We start from the raw sequence: 21,003 nt of genomic DNA, 5'->3' as shown, positions 1-21,003 counted from the left end.
TTACTGCTCCACAAACGCCCGCTCGACAACGTAATGCCCCATATCTCCCCCACGAGCTTCTTTAAAGCCCATGCTGTTGAGTATGGCGCAGGTGTCTTTGAGCATACTGGGACTGCCGCAAATCATGAAGCGATCATTCTCGACATCAAACTCTGACAAGCCCAAATCCTGGGTGATTTTTCCGCTTTCCATAGCGTGTGTCAGCCGCCCGGTGTGGCGAAAGGGTTCGCGGGTTACCGTAGGGTAATACAGCAGTTTGCCATCCACCATTTCACCAAAGAACTCGTTCTCTGGCAGGGCCTCGATTTCGTGCTGGTATGCCAATTCGGTAGCGTAACGCACACCGTGAGTTATGATCACTTTATCAAAGGCTTCATACACGTCCGGATCTTTTATGATGCTCATAAAAGGGGCAAGACCGGTGCCGGTGGCAATCAGCCACAGATTTTTTCCTGGCAGCAGGTTGTCTAGAATCAGCGTACCGGTAGGCTTACGACTAACAAGAATTTCATCACCTACTTTTATTTTCTGTAGCTTGGACGTCAACGGGCCGTCTTGCACTTTGATGGAGAAAAACTCGAGCTCTTCTTCATAATTTGCGCTAGCGATACTGTAGGCGCGCATCAGCGGTTTGCCTTCCGTTTCCAGGCCGATCATCACAAAGTGGCCATTCTTGAAGCGAAAGCCGGGGTCGCGACTGGTTTTGAAGCTGAACAGAGTATCGTTCCAATGGTGCACACTGGTGACGGTTTCTTTAATCAAATTGCTCATTTCACCCTCTTGTGTCAATTCGCGTTAAATAGGAATAGCGTGTTTGTCAGCGACCGGCTGCGTCAGCGGGCCGCTGTGAAAACGAAACTCGGAATCTGGCTGTTCAATCAACTCTTGTTCGATGGCCAGAAAAACCGCAACTCTGTCGTCAACCGCGCCGCCGTTGGCCTGTTCGGCCAAAGCCAGGTAGTCGCGGTAATGGCGGGCTTCGGATTTCAGAAGTCCGTTATAAAAATTTGAGAGCTCGGTATCAAGATACGGTGCCAGGGTCGCAAAGCGTTCACAGGAACGCGCTTCAATAATGGCGCCAATCACCAGCAAATCGACCAGGCGGCCAGGATCGGTGCTGCGCACTGCGACGCGCAGGCCTGCGGCATAGCGCGCCGGGGTTAAGTGGCCATAGCTAATTCCGCGCGCCGTCATCAAAGCCAGAACCTGTTCAAAGTGCCTTAACTCTTCCCGCGCCAATCGCGACATCTTGTGCAGCAGCTCGGCGTTATCCACGTAGCGGTACATCAGGCTGAGCGCTGTAGAAGCCGCTTTTTTCTCGCAGTGGGCGTGGTCAATAAGCAGCAAGTCCTGATTCGCCAGAGCATTATCAATCCAGGCCTGAGGCGTCCGGCACAGTAAAAAGTCATTAATACTACCATGAGCACCCTCGTAAATACGTTCGTTAGTGCTGTCGATATTAGTCTCGATAGTACTATCGATAGTGCTGTTGATAGTGCTGTTGATAGTGCCGTAAATAGTGCCCTGCAGATCGTCGTTCATGGCATCCCGAACATTGGGTTAAAATTGATGCGCCAGTATAACGCAGCTAACAAATCTCTCCGACCTCTGTCCAATTTAACTTTATAAGGGCTTTCCTATACAATACAGCGCCAGTTTAAAGCCTTTTCACCATAACATTTCCGCCAGGCGCGTTGCGCCAACAAAGCGGAACACTCCAACCGATGAGGGTCAAACCGTGTTAGAAGCCTACCGTGAACACGTTGCCGAGCGTGCAGCTCTGGGTATTCCACCCAAGCCTCTGAACGCCGAACAAACCGCCGCACTGGTGGAACTGCTGAAAAAGCCGCCCGCCCCTGAAAACGAAGACGAAAATGTACTGATTGACCTGTTGGAAAACCGTGTTCCGCCCGGGGTGGATGAAGCCGCCTATGTAAAAGCCGCGTTCCTGACCGCCCTTGTGAAAGGCGAAGCCAACTCCCCAGCAATTAACAACGGCAAAGCAATCCAGTTGCTTGGAATGATGCAGGGCGGCTATAACATTACCACTCTGGTGGACCTGTTAGACAATCCCGAACTGGCCGAACCCGCCGGCATTCAACTCAAACGCACTCTGCTGATGTTCGACGCTTTCAACGATGTGAAAGTGAAAATGGACGCCGGCAACGCCGTTGCCAAAGACGTGATTGAATCTTGGGCTAACGCCGAATGGTTCACCAAACGTAACAAAGTTGCCGACAGCATCAAAATGGTGGTGTTTAAAGTCACCGGCGAAACCAACACCGACGATCTATCGCCAGCACCCGATGCCTGGTCACGCCCTGACATTCCGTTGCATGCCCGCGCTGCTTATAAAATGACCCGCGATGGCCTGAGCCCCGAAGAACATGGTGTTATCGGCCCCATGAACCAGATTGCCGACATTAGCGCCAAAGGCCTGCCCGTTGCTTTCGTAGGTGACGTTGTAGGTACCGGCTCTTCCCGTAAATCCGCCACCAACTCGGTGCTGTGGTTCTTCGGTGACGACGTCCCTGGCGTGCCGAACAAGCGCGGCGGCGGTGTGTGTATCGGCAGCAAAGTTGCCCCTATTTTCTTCAACACCATGGAAGACGCGGGCGCGCTGGTATTCGAAGCGCCGGTTGACGACATGAACATGGGCGATGTGATTGATATCCGCCCGTATGAAGGCAAAATTCTCAACGAAAACGGCGACGTGATCTCTGAATTCAGTTTCAAGTCCGACGTGATTCTGGACGAAGTTCAGGCTGGCGGCCGTATTCCGCTAATCATCGGCCGCGGCCTGACCACCAAGGCCCGTGAAACACTGGGCCTTGGTGCTACCGACCTCTTCCGCCTGCCAGACGACCCCGAAGTTGGCACCAAGGGTTTCACCCTGGCGCAAAAAATGGTCGGCAAAGCCTGCGGACTGGAAGAAGGCCAAGGCGTTCGCCCCGGCACCTATTGCGAACCGAAAATGACCACCGTGGGTTCCCAGGACACCACCGGCCCGATGACCCGTGACGAACTGAAAGATCTGGCGTGCCTGGGTTTCCAGGCCGACCTGGTCATGCAGTCATTCTGCCACACAGCCGCTTATCCCAAGCCGATTGACGTGGAAATGCAGCACACCATGCCAGACTTCATGCGTACCCGTGGCGGTGTTTCCCTGCGCCCGGGCGACGGCATCATCCACTCGTGGCTGAACCGCATGCTGCTGCCCGATACCGTAGGCACCGGTGGTGACTCCCACACCCGTTTCCCCATGGGCATCTCCTTCCCGGCCGGTTCTGGCCTGGTAGCGTTTGCCGCTGCCACCGGCGTTATGCCGCTGGACATGCCGGAATCGGTGCTGGTGCGCTTCAAAGGCGAACTGCAGCCCGGCATTACCCTGCGTGACCTAGTGCACGCCATTCCCCTTTACGGCATCAAGCAGGGCATGCTGACCGTAGAGAAGAAAGGCAAGATCAACGAATTCTCTGGCCGCGTGCTGGAAATCGAGGGTCTGGAGCACCTGACCGCAGAGCAGGCGTTCGAGCTGTCTGACGCCTCTGCCGAGCGCTCCGCTGCAGGCTGCACCATCAACCTGTCAGAAGAGTCGGTGGCCGAGTATCTGCGCTCCAACATCACCATGCTGCGCTGGATGATTGCCGAAGGTTACGGCGACGCGCGTACTCTGGTGCGTCGTGCCCAGGGTATGGAGGCCTGGCTGGCCAAACCTAGCCTGATGCGCGCCGATTCCGATGCCGAGTACGCTCACATCATCGAAATTGATCTGGCCGATATCAAAGAGCCGATCGTGTGCTGCCCGAACGATCCGGACGACGCCCGCATTTTGTCCGATGTCGCCGGCGACAAGGTCGACGAAGTGTTCATCGGTTCGTGCATGACCAACATTGGTCACTTCCGCGCCGCCGGTAAACTGCTGGAGCAGAACAAAGCACCCCTTAAAGTCCGCCTCTGGATGTCTCCGCCCACCAAGATGGACGAGTCCCAGCTGATGGAAGAAGGCTACTTCAAAATCTACGGCGACGCCGGTGTGCGTACCGAGATGCCGGGCTGTTCGCTGTGCATGGGTAACCAGGCGCGGGTAGGCGCTGGCACCACCGTGCTGTCTACATCTACCCGTAACTTCCCCAACCGCCTGGGCGATGGCGCCAACGTGTACCTGACCTCTGCGGAACTGGCGTCGGTAGGCGCAATTCTGGGTAAACTGCCGACACCGGCAGAGTACATGGAGTACGCCAAGAACCTGAACAGCATGTCGAAAGAGATCTACAACTATCTGAGCTTTGACAAGATGGACAACTACACCAGCAAAGCTGCAGAAGCCGATATCGCCTAAGCCTTTGTAAGGACCAAACCGGAGACCAAGCCAAACCGGGGACAGATTTGAAATCTGTTTCCTATCCTAAGAACGCCAGCCCGAGAGCTGGCGTTTTTTATGCCCAGACACAAAAAAAGAGGCCCCAAAGGAGCCCCTTTCATCACCAATCTGGGACAGATTTGAAATCTGTCCCCTATCCTCTTCGTTTACCGCTCGATGTGCTGATATTCACCGGTAGCAGCCGTCATGCTGCTTACAGCCATGATCGCAATCCAGGAAGCGATAAAGCCAGGAATGATCGCGTAAACACCCGGACCACCCATGAACTCACCACCCCAGCCCAGTGAAATCCAGACCATAACAGTAACCGCACCCACAACCAGACCAGCGATGGCGCCGGTACCGTTAGTGCGCGGCCACATCAGCGACAACAGAATCAGCGGACCAAACGCGGCACCAAAGCCTGCCCAGGCGTTACTGACCAGCCCCAGAACCTGAGAGTCGGGATCAGATGCAATAAACGCAGCAACCAGTCCAACCAGAACCACACAAACACGACCAACGTTCACGCACTCGCGATCAGTTGCTTCTTTGCGCAGGAACAGGCGATAGAAGTCTTCAGTCAGAGAAGACGAGGACACCAGAAGCTGGCTGGAAATGGTACTCATAACCGCAGCCAACAGCGCAGCATAGAGGAAACCCGTAATTAACGGGTGAAACAGCAAGCCAGACAAGATGATAAAGAGAGTTTCCGGATCATCGATCTCTATACCATTGCGCACTGCATAAGCCCGGCCAAAGACACCCAGAGAAATGGCACCGATCAGCGAAATAGCCATCCAACCCATACCGATGTTGCGGGCAATCGGAACATCTTTAAGGGTACGAATAGCCATAAAGCGCACTATAATATGAGGCTGACCAAAATAACCCAGGCCCCAGGTAACCGCAGAAAGCCATCCAATAAAGGTCAGCCCTTCTGTCCAGGACAAGAGCGTGGGGTCAATTTCATTCAAGGTCTGAGCCGCCTGCATATAACCACCGCCGCCTTCACCAAAGAGCACAACCGCCGGCATAAGAACCAGCGCCAGCATCATGATGACGCCCTGAACAAAGTCGGTCATGCTCACTGCCAGGAAGCCGCCAACAACCGTGTACACCAGTACCACGCCCAGTGTGATGATAATACCCACGGCGTAGTCGCTCAGGCCACCGAAGTTGAAAATGCCGGAAAACGCACTTTCGAACAGCTTACCGCCAGCAACCAGGCCAGACGCGGTGTAAACGGCAAAAAAGATAACGATGACAATCGCCGACACCGTGCGCAATGAAAACGCTTGGGTCGGGAACCGGTTTGCCAGAAAGGACGGAATGGTAATGGCATTACCATAATGAACCGTTTGTTCGCGCAGTCGGGGCGCAACCAGCGTCCAGTTTACGAACGCGCCCACAAACAGGCCAATACCGATCCAGGCTGAGGCCAAACCAGATACGTACAACGCACCCGGAAGACCCAGAAGTAACCATCCGCTCATGTCCGAAGCGCCAGCCGAAAGGGCCGCCACCTTTGGACTGAGCGATCGCCCACCCAACATGTAATCTTCGGATGAGGACGTAGATGTGCGCATCGCATAAATGCCGATAGCAATCATGAGCGCAAAATAACCAATTAAACTGATCCAAACGCCAATAGCCATGAAACTCCTCCAGTTCAAATAGGACGGAATCAACTCCGACCGTTCGGCGCATTCACCCGGTAAATTCAGATGGTCGCACCGTTTGTTTTTTTAACTTTCTTTGTTTTCGCCTGATAAAGCTCGACTACCTACAACGTATGCCTCGACCTCACAACACTTACTGCCTCCCTACCGTTTCATTTCGTTTCTTTTCGTTTCGTGCTGTTTCCATTCCCTACTGATTTAAGAGCATCTCACCCCTCAAACCTTTTCAATACCCAGCGACAGCAATGATGCGTTACCGCCTACCGCTGTGGTGTTAATCGTGCGAGTACGTTCGGTAGCGAAACGTAACACGTAGTGTGGGCCACCCGCTTTCGGGCCAGTGCCGGACAGCCCGCGCCCACCAAATGGTTGCACCCCAACCACCGCACCAATTTGGTTACGGTTAACGTAGCAATTGCCCACTTTTACCCGGCGTTCGATGTAGGTGGCGGTGGATTCGCTACGGCTGTGAATACCCAGCGTAAGGCCGTAACCGGTGGCGTTGATTTCGTCGATAACCTTGTCGAGCTGTTCCGCCTCATAGCGTATTACGTGCAAAATGGGACCGAAATGCTCACCGTCCAGATCGTTAATGCTGTCAATACCGTAGGCAGACGGAACTACAAAATAACCTGCGGAACAATCGCTTGGCAACTCTCTGCGCCCAATCAACCGAGCGTTGGCTTCAAGATTGACCAAGTGTTTCTCAAGATTCTCTTTGGCTTTCTGGTCGATCACCGGACCCACGTCAGTGCTGTGGCTTTGCGGGTTGCCGACCACCAGCTCATTCATAGCGCCCGCCAAAAGGGTTTCCATGCGATCGGCTACGTCTTGCTGAACGTAAAGAACCCGCAGTGCTGAACAGCGTTGACCTGCACTGGCGAACGCAGACTGCACCACGTCGCGCACAACCTGTTCGGGTAAGGCGCTGCTGTCAACAATCATCGCGTTCTGGCCGCCGGTTTCGGCGATCAGCGGCACAATAGCACCGCTGCGTTCCGCCAGCGTGCGGTTCAAAAAATGTGCAACCTGGGTCGAACCGGTAAAGCAGACGCCGGAAATGCGTGAATCTGGAGTCAGCACCTTACCGAGTTTGGCGCCGTCGCCCGGCAAGAACTGCAGCACATTGGCCGGGAAACCGGCTTCCAGCATCAGCTCCATTCCACGCATAGCCACTAGACTGGTCTGCTCTGCGGGTTTTGCAATCACGGTATTACCCGCTACCAGGGCCGCCATAATTTGGCCCGTGTAAATAGCCAGCGGGAAGTTCCAGGGGCTGATGCACAGGAAAACGCCGCGGCCTTCCATGTACAGCTCGTTGCTTTCCCCGGTGGGCCCTGGCAGTGCGATGGCTTTGGCAAAGCGGGCACGGCCATCGTTGGCGTAGTAGCGGCAGAAATCGACGGCTTCACGCACTTCGTCAATACCGTCCTGCATGGTTTTCCCGGCTTCCTGGCAGCACAGAGCGATCAGCTCTTCCATGTGCTTTTCCATCAGGTTCGCGAACTTTTCAAGGCACAGAGCGCGCTCTTCAACCGGGCGCTCATTCCAGTTGGGGAAGCCGGCAAAGGCCACTTTTAAGGCGTCCTCCGCGTGTTTTTCATCAGCCCAAACGACGTCGCCTACCCGTTTGCTTTGGTCATAAGGCGCGCGCACTTCGGTTTTATCGCCGTCGCTGCGGCGCTCGCCGTTAATGACCGGGCAAGCGTGCCAGCGGGTGCTGTTCCACTTCTGCAGATTGTTTATTAACGGCTCCAGCTGGGATGCCACGTGAATATTAATGCCGCGGGAATTACGGCGCTGCTCGCCAAAAATATCCATAGGCCCAGGAATGCGACTGTTTGCCAGCGAGTCGTATTTCTGCAGTTCCTGCACCGGGTTTTGCACCAGGTCTTCAATCGGTGTACCGGCATCTACCAAGCGATGTACAAACGAGGAGTTGGCGCCATTTTCCAGCAACCGCCGAACCAGATACGGCAGTAGATCTTTATGGGCACCCACCGGGGCATAGATACGAACCGGAATGTCGTGTTCTTGAAGAATGCTGTTGTACAGGGCGTCACCCATACCGTGCAGGCGCTGGAACTCAATTTTGCGATTGCGTTTCTTGGCCATAGCCAGAACCGCCGCAACCGTGTGTGCGTTATGACTCGCAAGCTGCGGGTACAGAGCACCCTGAGTGTAATCACTCAGCAAGAAGCGCAGGCACGCCAGATAGGAAGTATCGGTGGCTTCTTTGCGAGTGAATACCGGATAGCTTTCAATGCCCATTTGCTGGCACATCTTGATTTCAGTGTCCCAGTAGGCGCCTTTCACCAAGCGAATAGGAATTTCGTCACCGGTTTCCTTCGCCAGCTTGGTCAGCCAACACAACGCCGGCAGAGCGCGCTTTGAGTAAGCCTGAATAACCAAGCCGAAACCGCCCCAGCCTGATGCGGCCGGTGACTTCAGGATTTTCTCAAACAGCTTCAGCGACAATTCCAGCCGGTCCATTTCTTCGGCGTCTATGGTGATAGACACGTCTTTGTCACGGGCAAACTGCACAAGGTCACACACGGTACTGTACAGCTCGGTGAGCACCCGGTGCTCCTGGGAAACTTCATAACGTGGGTGCAGAGCTGACAGCTTGATGGAAATCGACGACCGCGGAGCGTTATTTTTCGGATCAGGATCGTTGCCGACCGCCTCAATTGCCTGTAGATAGTCTTTAAGGTAGCGATCAGCATCGTCTTGCGCCATCGCGGCTTCGCCGAGCATGTCGAAGGAATAGCTGTAACCCATCTTGCGGTCATCACGGGCCTGTTTCAGGGCTTCGTTGATGTCACGGCCCAATACAAACTGCTTGCCCATAATGGCCATGGCTTGGTTCATGGCGCCGCGAATCACTGGCTCGCCGCTGCGTTTAACCAAGCGGTTCCAGACGTTCGACGGTGAACCATCGAGGCGCTTGTCCATCTTCACCACACGGCCGGTCAGCATCAAACCCCAGGTGGAGGCGTTAACCAGTGTCGATTCACTGCGCCCAACGTGTTTTTTCCAGTCAGCACTCAACATTTTGTCTCTGATCAGCGCGTCAGCGGTGTGCTTGTCCGGAATACGCATCAGCGCCTCAGCCAAACACATCAACAAAATACCTTCCTGGGTATCCAGGCTGTATTCCTGAAGCAGCGCGTCAATCATGTGCACGGCGCCGTCTTGCGCGCGCACTTTCCTAATCAGCGAACTGGCGGTATCGGTTATCGCCTTGTGCTCGGAGGCGTCACTCTGTGCAAGCGGTATCAGCTCTTTCAGATAGGCGGCTTCGTCTACCTGATAGTTTTCCGTTAATCCCTGCCAGAAGAAGGAACGCGGCTGCTCTTGAAACGCCGGCTCCAGAACCTTACTCGCACGAAACATAAAGACACCTCTGCCAAAAACGGATACCCAGGGAGCAAATCTGTCTCCTATGCAGGCATACCAAGAAAATCGATTGGCTGTTTATCGATACCAATAGGCATACATTAGTATTACTACGGATCTCGATCTTTCAAATTTCTACTGTTTATTTGCAAAATCCTGCGGAAATTGACTTCGCCCGCTAAAAACCTGAAAAATCAGATGCAATTGGAAGAAATCGAAAGAAAACGGAAGGAAATCGGAGCTTAACACCGAGCACGCAGAGCACTCGCGGTCGTTCCGCGGTACTTTTTCAGCGCGTTGGCCAATGCACTTTGAGAAGAAAATCCGGTACGGTGGCTAATTTCAGACACAGACAGTGACGTTCTCTCAAGCAGTTTCGAGGCTTGCTCGAGTCGGGTTTGCAAAAGAAATTGATGGGGTGTGGTGCCGGTACTCTGGCGGAACAGATCGTGAAAGCGGCTGACACTCAGGCAAGAAACGGCAGCCATGTCCCGAACGCCAATGTCACGATGCAGATTTTCAAGCAAAAAACGGCGTACCATTTCCGGGTTCACAACGTTGCGCAGCGGCGCAGGTTGCCGCGGCGTTTCTGCCAGGCGCTGAGCCAGGCAATGCAGAATCGTCCCCGCGAAGTGCTGGTGCAGTGAGCTGTTTTCCGGGGCCCGGTCAAACTCGTCGGCGGCAAACTGCACCAGGCCCTGAAGGCGGTTGTCCAGGCTCAAGGTGCTGGATTGCCGGAACAGAGGTTTCAGGCGTTGATGGTGGCTGTGAGCACGGCTGCCAACGCTGGGCATATAAGGATCGACATCGATCACCAATACATGATTACGCTGGTCACCGCTGTAATCATGGCGAGCACCTGTGGGAACCAGGCACGCACGCCAGGCATCAATGTGGGAAGCATTGCCATCAACGAACAAATCGGCCTCCCCCTGCACACCCACAACCACCTGATGATGTTCGTGGCGATGCTGGTGCGAAGCGGTAGGCAGTTTCAACAGCTTTGCGTTCAGCATAAGTTCCGCTCTTTGACGCGGATAAGCGCCTTTCAGGATTCACTCGTGTGCACGGAGAATCCGCGTACCCTAAAGTAAAGCAGTCATCGCGCAAATATTCAAAGACTGACTATCTCTTGAAACAAGCGCTTCACATCGGCACTGACCCGCGCCAGCGGTTGGCCGGCGTCAACAATGTGATAACGCTGAGGGTCGTGACGGGCACGCTGCAAATAGGTCGCGCGAATGCGGGCGAAGAATTCAACGGTTTCCTGTTCAAAGCGGTCCAGCTCTCCACGCTTGCGGGCGCGAGCCATGCCGGTTTCCACTGGCGCATCCAGCAGCACAATATGGTCAGGGCGAAGCTCGCCCTGCACCAGCGTTTCCAGCAACCCTATACGCTCGGCAGGCGTGCCGCGGCCACCGCCCTGGTAGGCGAAGGTCGCATCGGTAAAACGGTCACACAGCACCCACTGCCCGGCTGTTAGCGCCGGCAGTATACGTGTATGCAGGTGCTGGGCACGAGCGGCGAACATCAGTAGCAGCTCGGTCAGCTCATGCACCGGTTCATCCCGCGGCGCCAGAAGGAGCTCACGAATCGCCTCGGCCATAGGTGTACCGCCGGGCTCGCGGGTGACCAGAACGTTTATACCCACAGCGCGCAAGCTGGCCGCGGCAGTGGCCAACTGGGTGGACTTCCCCATCCCTTCGGTGCCTTCAAAGGTTATAAAACGGCCCCGCTGACTCATGGCTGTTTTTCCTGTACTTCCTGTTGTGCGGAACTGCTCTCGGTGGCGGCCTCATCGGGCGCAACGGGCGCCGGAGACGACCGGTAATCACTACGCCGGTTCAGCTGGAACTGCCGAACCGCCCGCTGGTGTTGAGCCAGAGTATGGGAAAACGTGTGCGTGCCATCACCGCGAGCCACGAAAAACAGCGCTTTACCGTCAGCGGGGTGCAGGGCTGCGTGAATGGCTTCGCGACCGGCCAGGGCGATGGGCGTGGGCGGCAGGCCGTCAATTCGGTAAGTGTTGTAAGGCGTGTGCATCTGCAGATCTTTACGGGTAATACGGCCTTTATACTGGTCACCCATGCCGTAAATCACCGTTGGGTCGGTTTGCAGGCGCATGCCCTTGTGCATGCGCCGCACAAACACGCCAGCTACCTGCTCACGCTCGTGCGCTGCGCCGGTTTCACGCTCGACAATAGACGCCATAATCAGAGCTTCGTAAGGCGTTTTGTAGGGCAAATCCACAGCCCGGGCAGCCCACTCTTCCGCCAGCACGCTCTGCATACGGTCGAACGAGCGCTGCAGCACATCAAGGTCGGAGTTGCTGCTGATAAACAGATAGGTATCAGGGAAAAACCAACCTTCGGGATGCTCGCCTTCGGCACCTACCGCCGTCATGATTTCAGCGTGGCTCCAGTCTGCTGTTTTTTGTTGCAGGCGCGGAGCCGCGGCCAGCGCCTTGCGCACATCGGCAAAGGTCCAGCCTTCGATAAATTGCAGCGCCCAGTGTTTGGTGTCGCCGTCGATCATCATTTGCAGCATGTTTTTCGGGCTTTGGCCGTCTATAAATTCATACTCACCGGCCTTAACCAGGGTTTGCTGCGGATGCAGCTTGCCGTATACCCGCAACCACAGGCTATCGGGCACCAGGTTCTGTTGCTCCAACTGCCGGGCAACCTGGCTAAAAGCGGTACCTTGGGGTACGGCGAACAATTGCGGCTGTTCCAGCTGGCCTGGCACATCCAGAGTTTTCAGGCCTTGGAACACCCACAGTGCCGTTCCGGCCGCCATCAGCAGCGCCGCTGCCAGCATCATTAGAATTAATTTATTCAACAAGGACAGTTTTTTAAACAAGGAATCTATTCCAGAGTGGTCAGCAGGTCACAGATTGTCGCAAGTCCGCCGGTGACAGGCAAATGAGCATCAGCCAATTGATAAACCGGCACCACACCCAGCACGCTACTGAGCAAATACAGACCTTCGCAGGCCGGCACCCTAAGGTCAGCCAGCCTGAGCGAACGCTCCAATACCGGTTCACCGCGGCGGCGCAGGCAATCCAGCACCCACTGGCGCATCACACCGTCTACCGCCAGAGCCGTTGCCGGCGGCGTTATCCATCCGGCAGTGGTTTTTACCAGTAGATTGGTTCTGGTGCCCTCTACCAGGCAATCGTTGTGGTCACGCATGATCAACTCGAAAACCCCATCGGTCAGTTCACGAGCCGCCATCACCTGCTCCAGGCGATTCAGGGTTTTCATACCGGCCAACTGTGGGCTAACCGTTAATCTTTGCCGTGCAATATCCGCGACCACCCCCGTTGCAGGCGGCAATGGCGGCAACGGCCCGGCGCTGATCAGTAACTGCGGGCGGCTGTTACTGTCTGGGCGATAGCCGCGCCCGCCCGGGCCACGGCTAAGAATCAGCTTCAGCACCCAGCCACCTTTCCCGGGCCAGCCGCCGGTCCCGGAATGGGCGTCGGATTTCTCGCCAAAACCCGAAGCATAGCGTTCCGCCGCAAATTGGCAGGCGCGGCTCAGGGCATCGTGGGCAACCGTAATACCCAGGCGTTCGGCATCGGCTAGCAGTCGGCGCTGGTGGCGGCCCAGCAGTGCGCCACGCTGGCCCTGCATGCGAATCGTTTCAAACAGTCCGTCACCATAGGCCAGCCCGCGGTCATTCGCCGCCAGCCCGCCCTCTTCCGCCCATACAACATTCACCACCTGCCCGCTCCCACTTTCGATTCCTTCTCTTTTTCCGCTTCCGCTTTCGAGCCGTTTTTTGCCAATAAAAAAGCCGCGCCTTGAATTACCAAGGGCGGCTTTTTTATTGCCTACCGAACGTCAGCGTATCAGGTATGCGATACGATGTAGTCGATGGCATTCTGAACGCTGGCCAGCTTTTCGGCTTCTTCGTCAGGAATTTCAGTTTCGAATTCCTCTTCCAACGCCATAACCAGCTCAACGGTGTCCAGTGAGTCAGCGCCCAAATCTTCAACAAAAGAAGATGAGTTCTGAACTTCGGACTCTTTAACGCCCAACTGCTCACAAACAATCTTCTTAACGCGCTCTTCAACTGTACTCATAATGTCCTCACTTTGTGTGTCAACCAAGCAACCAATTGCTGCTAGTTTAGTGTATAGCCTAACTGCAAACAAGCAGCGGCTGTTGGTAACCAATTGTGCGCCAAGGGTTTACCGCACATGCCCGCCTGCGGGCTTAACCCATGTACATACCGCCGTTTACGTGAATGGTTTCACCCGTCACATAGGCAGCTGCATTCGATGCCAGAAACGCGACAACTGCCGCGACTTCTTCCGGCTCACCCAAACGACCCGCGGGAATAACGTTCAGCATAGCGTCACGCTGACCGTCGTCCAGTTTACGGGTCATATCAGTATCAATAAACCCTGGAGCCACACAGTTGGCAGTAATTCCACGGGCAGACATTTCTTTTGCCAGGCTTCTAGTAAACCCTTCAACACCGGCCTTGGCCGCACAGTAGTTACCTTGACCCGCGTTACCCATGCTGGCAACGACCGAGCTGATATTAATCACCCGGCCCCAGCGCGCTTTTGCCATACCGCGCAGTACCGCTTTACTGGTGCGGTATACGCTGGTCAGGTTGGTTTCCAGCACATCGGCCCAGTCATCATCTTTTAAGCGTAGTAGAAGGTTATCACGGGTAATACCGGCGTTATTGACCAGAATCAGCGGAGCGCCAGATTTTTCGGCGATCGTTTTCAAACCGTCTTCAATGCTCTTCGGGTTGGCAACGTTCATCACCAAACCGTAGCCTTTGAAGCCACCGGCCTGCAATTCGGCGCTGATCGATTCAGCACCTGCGGTGGTGGTGGCGGTACCGATCACTTCGGCACCCTGCTCTGCCAAAGCCCGGGCTACGGCTTTACCAATTCCCCGGGTAGCACCGGTAACCAGTGCAACTTTGCCTTCCAGAGACATGCAATGCTTCCTTATTCAGTATTCAGTGCGAATTTATAGTTGAATAATCAACAGATTCAGCCTGTTTTCAGGCTTTAGGAAACGCTGCCAGTGCTTTTTTCAAGTTGGCTTCGTCTTCAATATGGTAGACCGCCAAATCGCGATCTATACGTTTGATCAGCCCTGCCAGTACTTTTCCGCTGCCGCATTCAACGGCCACTTCTACACCATTATCAACCAGAGTGCGCACCGAATCGGTCCAGAGTACTGGCGAATACAGCTGTTGCAAAAGGTTTGACTTAAGCTTGGCGGAATCTGTCTCAGCCGCGGCGTTAACATTTTGTATAACAGGTACACGGGCGTCGCTGAACCTTACCGCGTCTAAAGCTTCTGCCAGCTCTTCAGCCGCGCCTTTCATCAGCGCGCAATGTGATGGCACACTGACCGGAAGCACCATCGCTTTGCGCGCGCCTTTCTCTTTACAGGCTTCAATCGCGCGATCGACAGCGGCGGTATTACCGGCAATCACCACCTGGCCCGGAGCGTTAAAATTCACCGCCGATACCACATGCCCTTGAGCCGCACTGGCACAAGCCGCAATCACGTCGGCGGATTCCAGGCCAAGAATAGCAGCCATTTTACCTTCACCGGCGGGCACCGCTTCTTGCATAAGTTCACCGCGCAGCCGCACCAACTTAACGGCTTCCACAAAATCCAGGCTCTCGGCTGCGACCAGTGCACTGTATTCACCCAGGCTGTGGCCGGCGAAAAAGTCCGGCACAACACCACCTTCTACACACCACTGGCGCCACAGAGCCACGCTCGCTGTGAGCAATGCAGGCTGGGTAATCATGGTCTGATTCAGCTCTTCAATCGGGCCTTTCTGGCACAGCTGCCACAGGTCATAACCCAACACGTTAGACGCATCGTCAAAGGTTTTGTTAATAATGGGCCAAGTCTCGGCGACTGCAGACAACATGCCGATAGACTGAGAACCCTGGCCGGGGAAAATAAAGGCTGATTTCATAGGGCGAATCTTATCGTCTTTAAAGGTTTGCGAAAGTTAGCCAATAGTGCAAGCCAAGTCGTACACGCCAGAGTGGCTATCAGTGCTTGGCCAGTACCGGGCAAAATCAATTTAGCCGCAGTGTAGCCTATGCGCCAAGCCAGCGCAGGTTCTGCGCCCTGATCATAACAGGATTTCATCAAGCCGTTCGTTAATGCGCCGGGGCACCTCGCACTCAACCTCACGCACTGCCAGGCGAACCGCTGCCAGCACAGCACGCTCATTGGCATTACCGTGGCTTTTAACCACTACCCCCTGCAGGCCAAGCAAACTGGCTCCGTTATGACGCGACGGATCAATTAGCCACAACAGTTTCCGCAGCAGCGGCTTGGCCAGCAAGCCCACGAAACGCCCATACAGCGAGCGCGTGAACGCCTGTTCCAACAGCTCAATTAACAGCCCGGCCACACCTTCGCCGGTTTTCAGAGCGATATTACCCACAAAACCGTCGCACACTACTACATCGGCAACATCACGGAACAGATCGCTGCCCTCCACGTAGCCAATGTAGTTAATAGTATCGCTCTGGGCCAGTAAGTGGGATGCAAGGCGCACCTGTTCATTGCCTTTGATCTCTTCTTCACCCACGTTCAAAAGTGCCACACGGGGTTCAGACGTACCGGATACAGCGGTGGCCAACAAAGACCCCATAAGTGCGTACTGGTAAAGATTTTCAGCGCTGGCGTCCACGTTGGCCCCCAGGTCCAGCACGTGGCAGCGACCCCTTAACGACGGTACAAGTTTGGCGATCGCGGGGCGCTCGATACCCGGATACATGCCAATGATACTGCGCCCAAAACCCATCAGAGCTCCGGTGTTGCCGGCACTAACGCAACCGCCGGCTTTGCCCTCGGCAACCAGGCGCACAGCCACCGCCATCGACGAGTTTCGCCTGTGGCGCAGGGCGAACGACGGGCGATCATTCATTCGCACCACGTCGGCCGCTTCCTCAATACGGATGCGGCTGTGACCCTGTGGCGCGCTCTTTAACAACAAAGCCTCAAGCTCGCTCCGGATTCCCACCAGAATGATGCTCAAGGCTTTATTTTCGTGCACTGCCTGAACCGCCGCCGAAACAGTCACCGCAGGCCCACGATCACCGCTCATGGCGTCAATCGCAATTGTGACAGGCTTCACCGTGTGTGTTTCAGGCATAGATCAAAGCCATTCCGTAACGGAATTACTCGTCGCGCGCTTCAATTACCTGCTTACCACGATAGAAGCCGTCAGGCGAAACGTGGTGGCGGCGATGCACTTCACCAGTAGTGACGTCGGTAGACAGCGCAGTGGCGCTCAGCGCGTCGTGTGAACGACGCATGCCACGCCTGGAACGGGTTTTACGACTCTTCTGTACAGCCATGATTCAACTCCTGACCTGTAAACGCAATCCTGAGCTAAAACGCTGCAAGTCATGCGTATGGTTATTAATGAAAATGAAATGCGCTGAAAACCGATTTTGAAACAATAGTTCGAAAACACAGTTCAAAAAAAGCTTTCAGTGCTTCGTGTTCTTAAGACCCGCCAGCACACTGAACGGATTCTCGGCGGATTTCCCGGCCGGCTTTTCTGCATTGCTGCCAGGCTCCAGGGCTTCAAGATCTTCCCGCGCCGGGCACTCGTCGCGTTCATGGAGCGGGAACGGCGGTAGCACCAACAACAGCTCGTCTTCAACCATAAACCAGAGGTTCGCGTTGAAGTCGTTTGTCAAAAACGGTTCAAGGCTCTGCGGTAACCGTTGCGCCTGCTCGTCACTGGTTACTAGCCCCAACTCAAAGTGTGAACGCAACGTTACCTGCATTGGCCCCATGCAACGCTGACACTGCAGCTGTACCGGAGCCGCCAGCTCTCCACTTACGACACGGCGACGTTCAGGATCCATCCGAAAGGACAGGCGAACGCTACAAACGGCGTTGTCATCCAGGCCCATAACGGCATCGCGGAAACGGGATAAGGCTCCAGTAGGCACTTCGCCTTCCAGAACCGTATGCTGTTCCGCCAACTTGTATGGATCGACGGATTTGGGTAGCTTGGGATTTATCGCATTTGACATAGGCGCGCAATTCTAGGGGCGACATGGCCCCGTGTCAAAGACTTCATCGGCTTTTGGCCGGGTTTTACGAATAGCCCAACAAGGATACACCATGGCAAACGCATCTTTTCCCCGCAGCGACCACGCCAAGCAAACCGATAATGACGCTGCGCCCGCCCTGGTGCTGGCGTCGTCTTCGCCTTGGCGGCGGGAGCTGCTTCAGCGCCTGGGCCTGAATTTCAACTGTGCCAGCCCGAATATTGATGAAAGCTCGGCCAACGGCGAAGCGCCGCAAGAACTGGCTTTACGCCTGGCCCGGCAAAAAGCCGAAGCCCTGGCTGAACAATACCCGCACCATTGGATTATCGGCTCGGACCAGGTCGCCTGCCTGGCCAATGGCGAACTTCTCGACAAACCCGGAACACACAGCAACGCCGTGAGCCAGCTCACCCGCAGCAGCGGGCAACAGGTGTCCTTTTATACCAGCCTGTATTTACTAGACAGCTCTAACGGTGCCAGCCAGCAGCATTGTGAGCCATTCAGCGTGCAGTTTCGCTCCCTGAGCCTGGCGGAAATAGAAGCCTATTTGCGTCGTGAGCAACCCTACCAGTGCGCTGGCGCCTTTATGATGGAAGGCCTCGGAATCACTTTGTTCGACAGCCTGCAGGGGCAAGACCCGAACGCGCTGATTGGCCTGCCCCTGATTGCTCTCAATCGAATGCTCATTAACTGGCACTGCAACCCGCTGCTGCAAAACGCCCGCTAGCGCGTGAGCACCAACGTATTAACGCAACCTTTTACCTCAACTCCAGTTAACGCAGCTCTTTACCGCAATTCCAGGCGCTGCTCGCTGACGTACTGCGCCACACCGTGGCCCACCGAAACGCCAAGCTGATCCATCAGATTCCGAAGCGGCGAGCGCGCGCGACTGTAATCAACCAGATTCTCATGGCCGACAATCTGCCGTGCTACATAGGAGGCACTGCCGAGGCCATCAATCAACCCAAGTTCCAGCGCCTGTTCACCGCTCCATATCAGGCCACTGAACACTCTTGGGTCGTCTGCGAGGCGATCACCACGACCTTGCTGCACGGCCGCAATAAACTGCCCGTGCGTGTTTTCCAGAACGCTTTGCCAGAACGCCACCTCTTCTGGCTTCTCGGCAGAGAACGGGTCTAGAAAACCCTTACTCTCGCCGGCGGTGTACAGCCTGCGCTCTACCCCCAGTTTTCCCATTACTTCGGTAAAACCGAACCCGCCAGCAACCACCCCAATGGAACCTACCAGGCTGGCGCGATTGGCGTAAATTTCATCGGCCGCGGACGCAATGTAGTAAGCGCCCGAGGCGCCGATGTCGGAAATTACCGCGTACACTTTCTTATCGGGATATTCAGTCCGCAGGCGCTTGATTTCGTCGTACACGTATCCGGATTGCACCGGGCTGCCACCCGGGCTGTTGATGCGCAAAATCACCGCAGCGGCGTCAGGCTCTACAAACGCCGCGCGCAATGAACTGACAATATTATCGGCGCTGGCCAACTCATCGGCGGCAATGGGCCCATCTACGCCTATCACTGCGGTGTGCATGCCACCGGTCGCACTTTCGAGCCCCTGCCCCAGCGGAAACTTGAACAGCAACACGATCCCGAACAAATACGCAAAAGTCAAAAACTTGAAAAAGATGCCCCAACGCCGGCTTCGGCGCTGCTCCACCTGCATCGACATGACCAGTTTTTCAATCAGTTTGTGGTCCTGACGGCTCTGCTTTCCTTCGCTTGCGGCGGCTACTGCCGCTGGCTGATCATTCCAGCCTGGCTTGCCGTCGTTTTTGCCTGAATCCCATTCGCTCATCACGTATCCTCTATGGTTACTGCTTTATTTCTACAAACCCAAAACCTGACGCAAATCTGTGACCGTTTCAACAATGGCGTGGGGCGCATACTGGCCCAGCACGTCACGCTTGTGCACCCCCCACTCCACGCCGATGGATGGCATGCCAATGCGTTGCGCCATGTCCAGATCGTAGCGAGTATCGCCAATCATCACCGCCTGTTCAGGCTTGATACCATAAAACTCCAAAATCCGCGCCAACATCGCTGGGTCTGGCTTTGAGCGGGTTTCGTCGGCGCACTGGGTGATCCCGAAATGCGGGCCCAAACCGCTGGAGCTAAGCGCGAAATCCAGCCCGTTCCGATTTTTACCGGTGGCTACAGCACAGTGACGCCCGGCGCCGCGCAAATCCGTCAGGGTATCGGCAATACCGGCAAACACATTTTGCGGGGTTGTCATTTTTTTGAAAAAATACTCACGATAGCTCTCACGCATACCAGCGATGCTTGCAGCGCTAATGCCGGGGTATAACTTCTGCATTGCCTCTTCAATGCCCAGCCCGATAATATCCCGGTAAGCCTCGCGCGCAAGCGCCGGAAAACCCAAGGCGGTCGAGGCCAGGTGCAGACTCTCGGCAATGTGCTCTATCGAGTCCACCAAGGTCCCGTCCCAATCGAAAATAACCACTTTTACGTTCATGAATTGCGTCCTGTGCGGGCTGCAAGTTTCTGTAAGGCCGCCGCGAAGGCGTTGTCATAAGGTGCTTCCAACTTCAGCGCAGGGCTTTGGCCGTCGCTGTCGGGCGGCAAACTCAACTCCAACGCCCGTGCGTGCAGCATCAGACGCGAGCCCCCCAATGCACGAAACGCCTTCAAACTGGCATCGTCCATATATTTGTCGTCACCGGCAATAGGGTGGCCGGCAAAGGTGGCGTGCACGCGAATCTGATGAGTACGGCCGGTGACGGGTGACGCCTCCACCAGGCTGTAACCGTCGTAGCGCTCCAGGCATCGAAACAACGTCAGCGATTCTTTACCGGAACTGTCCACTTTTACCCGGCGTTCGCCGTTAGGCATCTCATAACGCAGCAACGGCTGAGCCACCTTGCCCATCCCTGCCGGCCAATCGCCCGATACAAGGGCGTGGTAATGCTTACGAATGTGCCTGTGCCGCAGTTCATCTTGCAGGTAACGCAGCGCCGAGCGTTTCTTCGCCACCATCACCAATCCAGAGGTATCCCGATCAAGCCTGTGCACCAATTCCAGAAATCGCGCCTGTGGTCGCCCGGCCCGCAGCACCTCAATCAGCCCGAAGCTCAAGCCGCTGCCGCCATGAACCGCAATACCGGATGGTTTATTCACCACCAGCAGCTGTTCGTTCTCAAACACCACAGCCGCCTCTATCACCGCCTGCACCCTGTCGCCGGGCGCGGCCTGGGGCACCTTTTCTTTGCGCACCACCGGAGGGATGCGCACTTGATCGCCGGTTTTTACCCGGGTGTCAGGCTTTACACGGCCCTTGTTAATTCGAACTTCGCCTTTGCGAACAATGCGGTAGATGATACTTTTAGGAACACCCCGCAGCTGCGCCATCAGGAAATTGTCCAGACGCTGGCCGTCATTGTCTTCATCTACGGTTACCCACAACACAGCCGGGCGTGGGGTCTCCGGAGACGGATTTTTCTGCGACAT

The 21,003-nt window shown here is 55.4% G+C and carries 19 protein-coding genes; 2 read left to right on the top strand and 17 right to left on the bottom strand.

Annotated elements, in window-relative coordinates:
- Both MELB17_RS18210 and MELB17_RS18205 read right to left on the bottom strand, forming a co-directional pair.
- Window positions 1-771, bottom strand: coding sequence for a ferredoxin--NADP reductase (locus MELB17_RS18210; RefSeq protein ID WP_007351799.1), 771 nt, complete (start codon window positions 769-771; stop codon window positions 1-3).
- Window positions 772-795: 24 nt separating this feature from the next.
- Window positions 796-1,542: a tRNA-(ms[2]io[6]A)-hydroxylase gene (locus MELB17_RS18205; protein ID WP_007351798.1), complete on the bottom strand. Its 747-nt coding sequence runs from the start codon at window positions 1,540-1,542 to the stop codon at window positions 796-798.
- Between the two features lie 196 nt (window positions 1,543-1,738).
- On the opposite strand from MELB17_RS18205, the gene acnB reads away from it, so the two are divergent.
- On the top strand, window positions 1,739-4,342 hold the full coding sequence (acnB, locus tag MELB17_RS18200) for a bifunctional aconitate hydratase 2/2-methylisocitrate dehydratase (RefSeq protein WP_007351797.1): 2,604 nt from the start codon (window positions 1,739-1,741) through the stop codon (window positions 4,340-4,342).
- A gap of 188 nt (window positions 4,343-4,530) precedes the next feature.
- On the opposite strand, the gene putP is transcribed toward acnB, so the two are convergent.
- The 12 genes from putP to MELB17_RS18140 all read right to left on the bottom strand — a co-directional run bounded on the left by putP (window position 4,531) and on the right by MELB17_RS18140 (window position 17,503).
- Window positions 4,531-6,021, bottom strand: coding sequence for a sodium/proline symporter PutP (putP, locus tag MELB17_RS18195; RefSeq protein WP_007351796.1), 1,491 nt, complete (start codon window positions 6,019-6,021; stop codon window positions 4,531-4,533).
- A gap of 240 nt (window positions 6,022-6,261) precedes the next feature.
- Entirely contained in the window at window positions 6,262-9,441 is a 3,180-nt protein-coding gene (gene putA, locus MELB17_RS18190; protein WP_007351795.1) for a bifunctional proline dehydrogenase/L-glutamate gamma-semialdehyde dehydrogenase PutA, read from the bottom strand.
- Between the two features lie 245 nt (window positions 9,442-9,686).
- Entirely contained in the window at window positions 9,687-10,460 is a 774-nt protein-coding gene (locus MELB17_RS18185; RefSeq protein ID WP_007351794.1) for an AraC family transcriptional regulator, read from the bottom strand.
- A gap of 98 nt (window positions 10,461-10,558) precedes the next feature.
- Window positions 10,559-11,188, bottom strand: a complete 630-nt coding sequence (tmk, locus tag MELB17_RS18180) for a dTMP kinase (protein ID WP_007351793.1) — start codon at window positions 11,186-11,188, stop codon at window positions 10,559-10,561.
- A complete protein-coding gene (mltG, locus tag MELB17_RS18175; protein WP_007351792.1) occupies window positions 11,185-12,303 on the bottom strand; it encodes an endolytic transglycosylase MltG in 1,119 nt (372 codons plus the stop codon). The genes tmk and mltG overlap by 4 nt, the downstream gene beginning before the upstream one ends.
- Window positions 12,304-12,308: 5 nt before the next feature.
- Window positions 12,309-13,169: an aminotransferase class IV gene (locus MELB17_RS18170; protein ID WP_007351791.1), complete on the bottom strand. Its 861-nt coding sequence runs from the start codon at window positions 13,167-13,169 to the stop codon at window positions 12,309-12,311.
- A gap of 128 nt (window positions 13,170-13,297) precedes the next feature.
- Entirely contained in the window at window positions 13,298-13,531 is a 234-nt protein-coding gene (gene acpP / locus MELB17_RS18165; protein WP_014871749.1) for an acyl carrier protein, read from the bottom strand.
- Window positions 13,532-13,664: 133 nt separating this feature from the next.
- Entirely contained in the window at window positions 13,665-14,408 is a 744-nt protein-coding gene (fabG, locus tag MELB17_RS18160) for a 3-oxoacyl-ACP reductase FabG (protein WP_007351789.1), read from the bottom strand.
- 67 nt (window positions 14,409-14,475) lie between these two features.
- Entirely contained in the window at window positions 14,476-15,414 is a 939-nt protein-coding gene (fabD, locus tag MELB17_RS18155; protein ID WP_007351788.1) for an ACP S-malonyltransferase, read from the bottom strand.
- Window positions 15,415-15,576: 162 nt separating this feature from the next.
- Window positions 15,577-16,608, bottom strand: coding sequence for a phosphate acyltransferase PlsX (gene plsX, locus MELB17_RS18150; protein WP_007351787.1), 1,032 nt, complete (start codon window positions 16,606-16,608; stop codon window positions 15,577-15,579).
- 25 nt (window positions 16,609-16,633) lie between these two features.
- Entirely contained in the window at window positions 16,634-16,813 is a 180-nt protein-coding gene (rpmF, locus tag MELB17_RS18145) for a 50S ribosomal protein L32 (protein ID WP_007351786.1), read from the bottom strand.
- A 135-nt stretch (window positions 16,814-16,948) separates the two neighbouring features.
- Window positions 16,949-17,503, bottom strand: a complete 555-nt coding sequence (locus tag MELB17_RS18140; protein WP_007351785.1) for a YceD family protein — start codon at window positions 17,501-17,503, stop codon at window positions 16,949-16,951.
- Window positions 17,504-17,594: 91 nt separating this feature from the next.
- On the opposite strand from MELB17_RS18140, the gene MELB17_RS18135 reads away from it, so the two are divergent.
- Complete coding sequence (locus MELB17_RS18135; protein ID WP_007351784.1) at window positions 17,595-18,248, top strand: Maf family protein; 654 nt, start codon at window positions 17,595-17,597, stop codon at window positions 18,246-18,248.
- A 59-nt stretch (window positions 18,249-18,307) separates the two neighbouring features.
- Here MELB17_RS18135 and MELB17_RS18130 read toward each other — a convergent pair whose 3' ends face one another.
- Genes MELB17_RS18130 through rluC form a run of 3 tightly spaced genes read right to left on the bottom strand, consistent with a single transcriptional unit; the run spans window position 18,308 to window position 21,003 of the window.
- Window positions 18,308-19,333, bottom strand: coding sequence for a S49 family peptidase (locus tag MELB17_RS18130; protein ID WP_007351783.1), 1,026 nt, complete (start codon window positions 19,331-19,333; stop codon window positions 18,308-18,310).
- 30 nt (window positions 19,334-19,363) lie between these two features.
- On the bottom strand, window positions 19,364-20,011 hold the full coding sequence (locus tag MELB17_RS18125; protein ID WP_007351782.1) for an HAD family hydrolase: 648 nt from the start codon (window positions 20,009-20,011) through the stop codon (window positions 19,364-19,366).
- Entirely contained in the window at window positions 20,008-21,003 is a 996-nt protein-coding gene (gene rluC, locus MELB17_RS18120) for a 23S rRNA pseudouridine(955/2504/2580) synthase RluC (RefSeq protein ID WP_007351781.1), read from the bottom strand. Before rluC ends, MELB17_RS18125 begins: the two co-directional genes overlap by 4 nt.

The sequence above is a fragment of the Marinobacter sp. ELB17 genome, from assembly GCF_000169375.1.
GTDB lineage: Bacteria > Pseudomonadota > Gammaproteobacteria > Pseudomonadales > Oleiphilaceae > Marinobacter.
This window is presented reverse-complemented; position numbering and strand designations above follow the sequence as displayed.

Bases quoted from the DNA above. Each gene is read 5' to 3' on its own strand.
- MELB17_RS18210 (WP_007351799.1), bottom strand. From the start codon at position 771: ATGAGCAATTTGATTAAAGAAACCGTCACCAGTGTGCACCATTGGAAC.
- MELB17_RS18205 (WP_007351798.1), bottom strand. From the start codon at position 1,542: ATGAACGACGATCTGCAGGGCACTATTTACGGCACTATCAACAGCACT.
- putP (WP_007351796.1), bottom strand. From the start codon at position 6,021: ATGGCTATTGGCGTTTGGATCAGTTTAATTGGTTATTTTGCGCTCATG.
- putA (WP_007351795.1), bottom strand. From the start codon at position 9,441: ATGTTTCGTGCGAGTAAGGTTCTGGAGCCGGCGTTTCAAGAGCAGCCG.
- MELB17_RS18185 (WP_007351794.1), bottom strand. From the start codon at position 10,460: ATGCTGAACGCAAAGCTGTTGAAACTGCCTACCGCTTCGCACCAGCAT.
- tmk (WP_007351793.1), bottom strand. From the start codon at position 11,188: ATGAGTCAGCGGGGCCGTTTTATAACCTTTGAAGGCACCGAAGGGATG.
- acpP (WP_014871749.1), bottom strand. From the start codon at position 13,531: ATGAGTACAGTTGAAGAGCGCGTTAAGAAGATTGTTTGTGAGCAGTTG.
- fabG (WP_007351789.1), bottom strand. From the start codon at position 14,408: ATGTCTCTGGAAGGCAAAGTTGCACTGGTTACCGGTGCTACCCGGGGA.
- fabD (WP_007351788.1), bottom strand. From the start codon at position 15,414: ATGAAATCAGCCTTTATTTTCCCCGGCCAGGGTTCTCAGTCTATCGGC.
- plsX (WP_007351787.1), bottom strand. From the start codon at position 16,608: ATGCCTGAAACACACACGGTGAAGCCTGTCACAATTGCGATTGACGCC.
- rpmF (WP_007351786.1), bottom strand. From the start codon at position 16,813: ATGGCTGTACAGAAGAGTCGTAAAACCCGTTCCAGGCGTGGCATGCGT.
- MELB17_RS18140 (WP_007351785.1), bottom strand. From the start codon at position 17,503: ATGTCAAATGCGATAAATCCCAAGCTACCCAAATCCGTCGATCCATAC.
- MELB17_RS18135 (WP_007351784.1), top strand. From the start codon at position 17,595: ATGGCAAACGCATCTTTTCCCCGCAGCGACCACGCCAAGCAAACCGAT.
- MELB17_RS18130 (WP_007351783.1), bottom strand. From the start codon at position 19,333: ATGAGCGAATGGGATTCAGGCAAAAACGACGGCAAGCCAGGCTGGAAT.
- MELB17_RS18125 (WP_007351782.1), bottom strand. From the start codon at position 20,011: ATGAACGTAAAAGTGGTTATTTTCGATTGGGACGGGACCTTGGTGGAC.
- rluC (WP_007351781.1), bottom strand. From the start codon at position 21,003: ATGTCGCAGAAAAATCCGTCTCCGGAGACCCCACGCCCGGCTGTGTTG.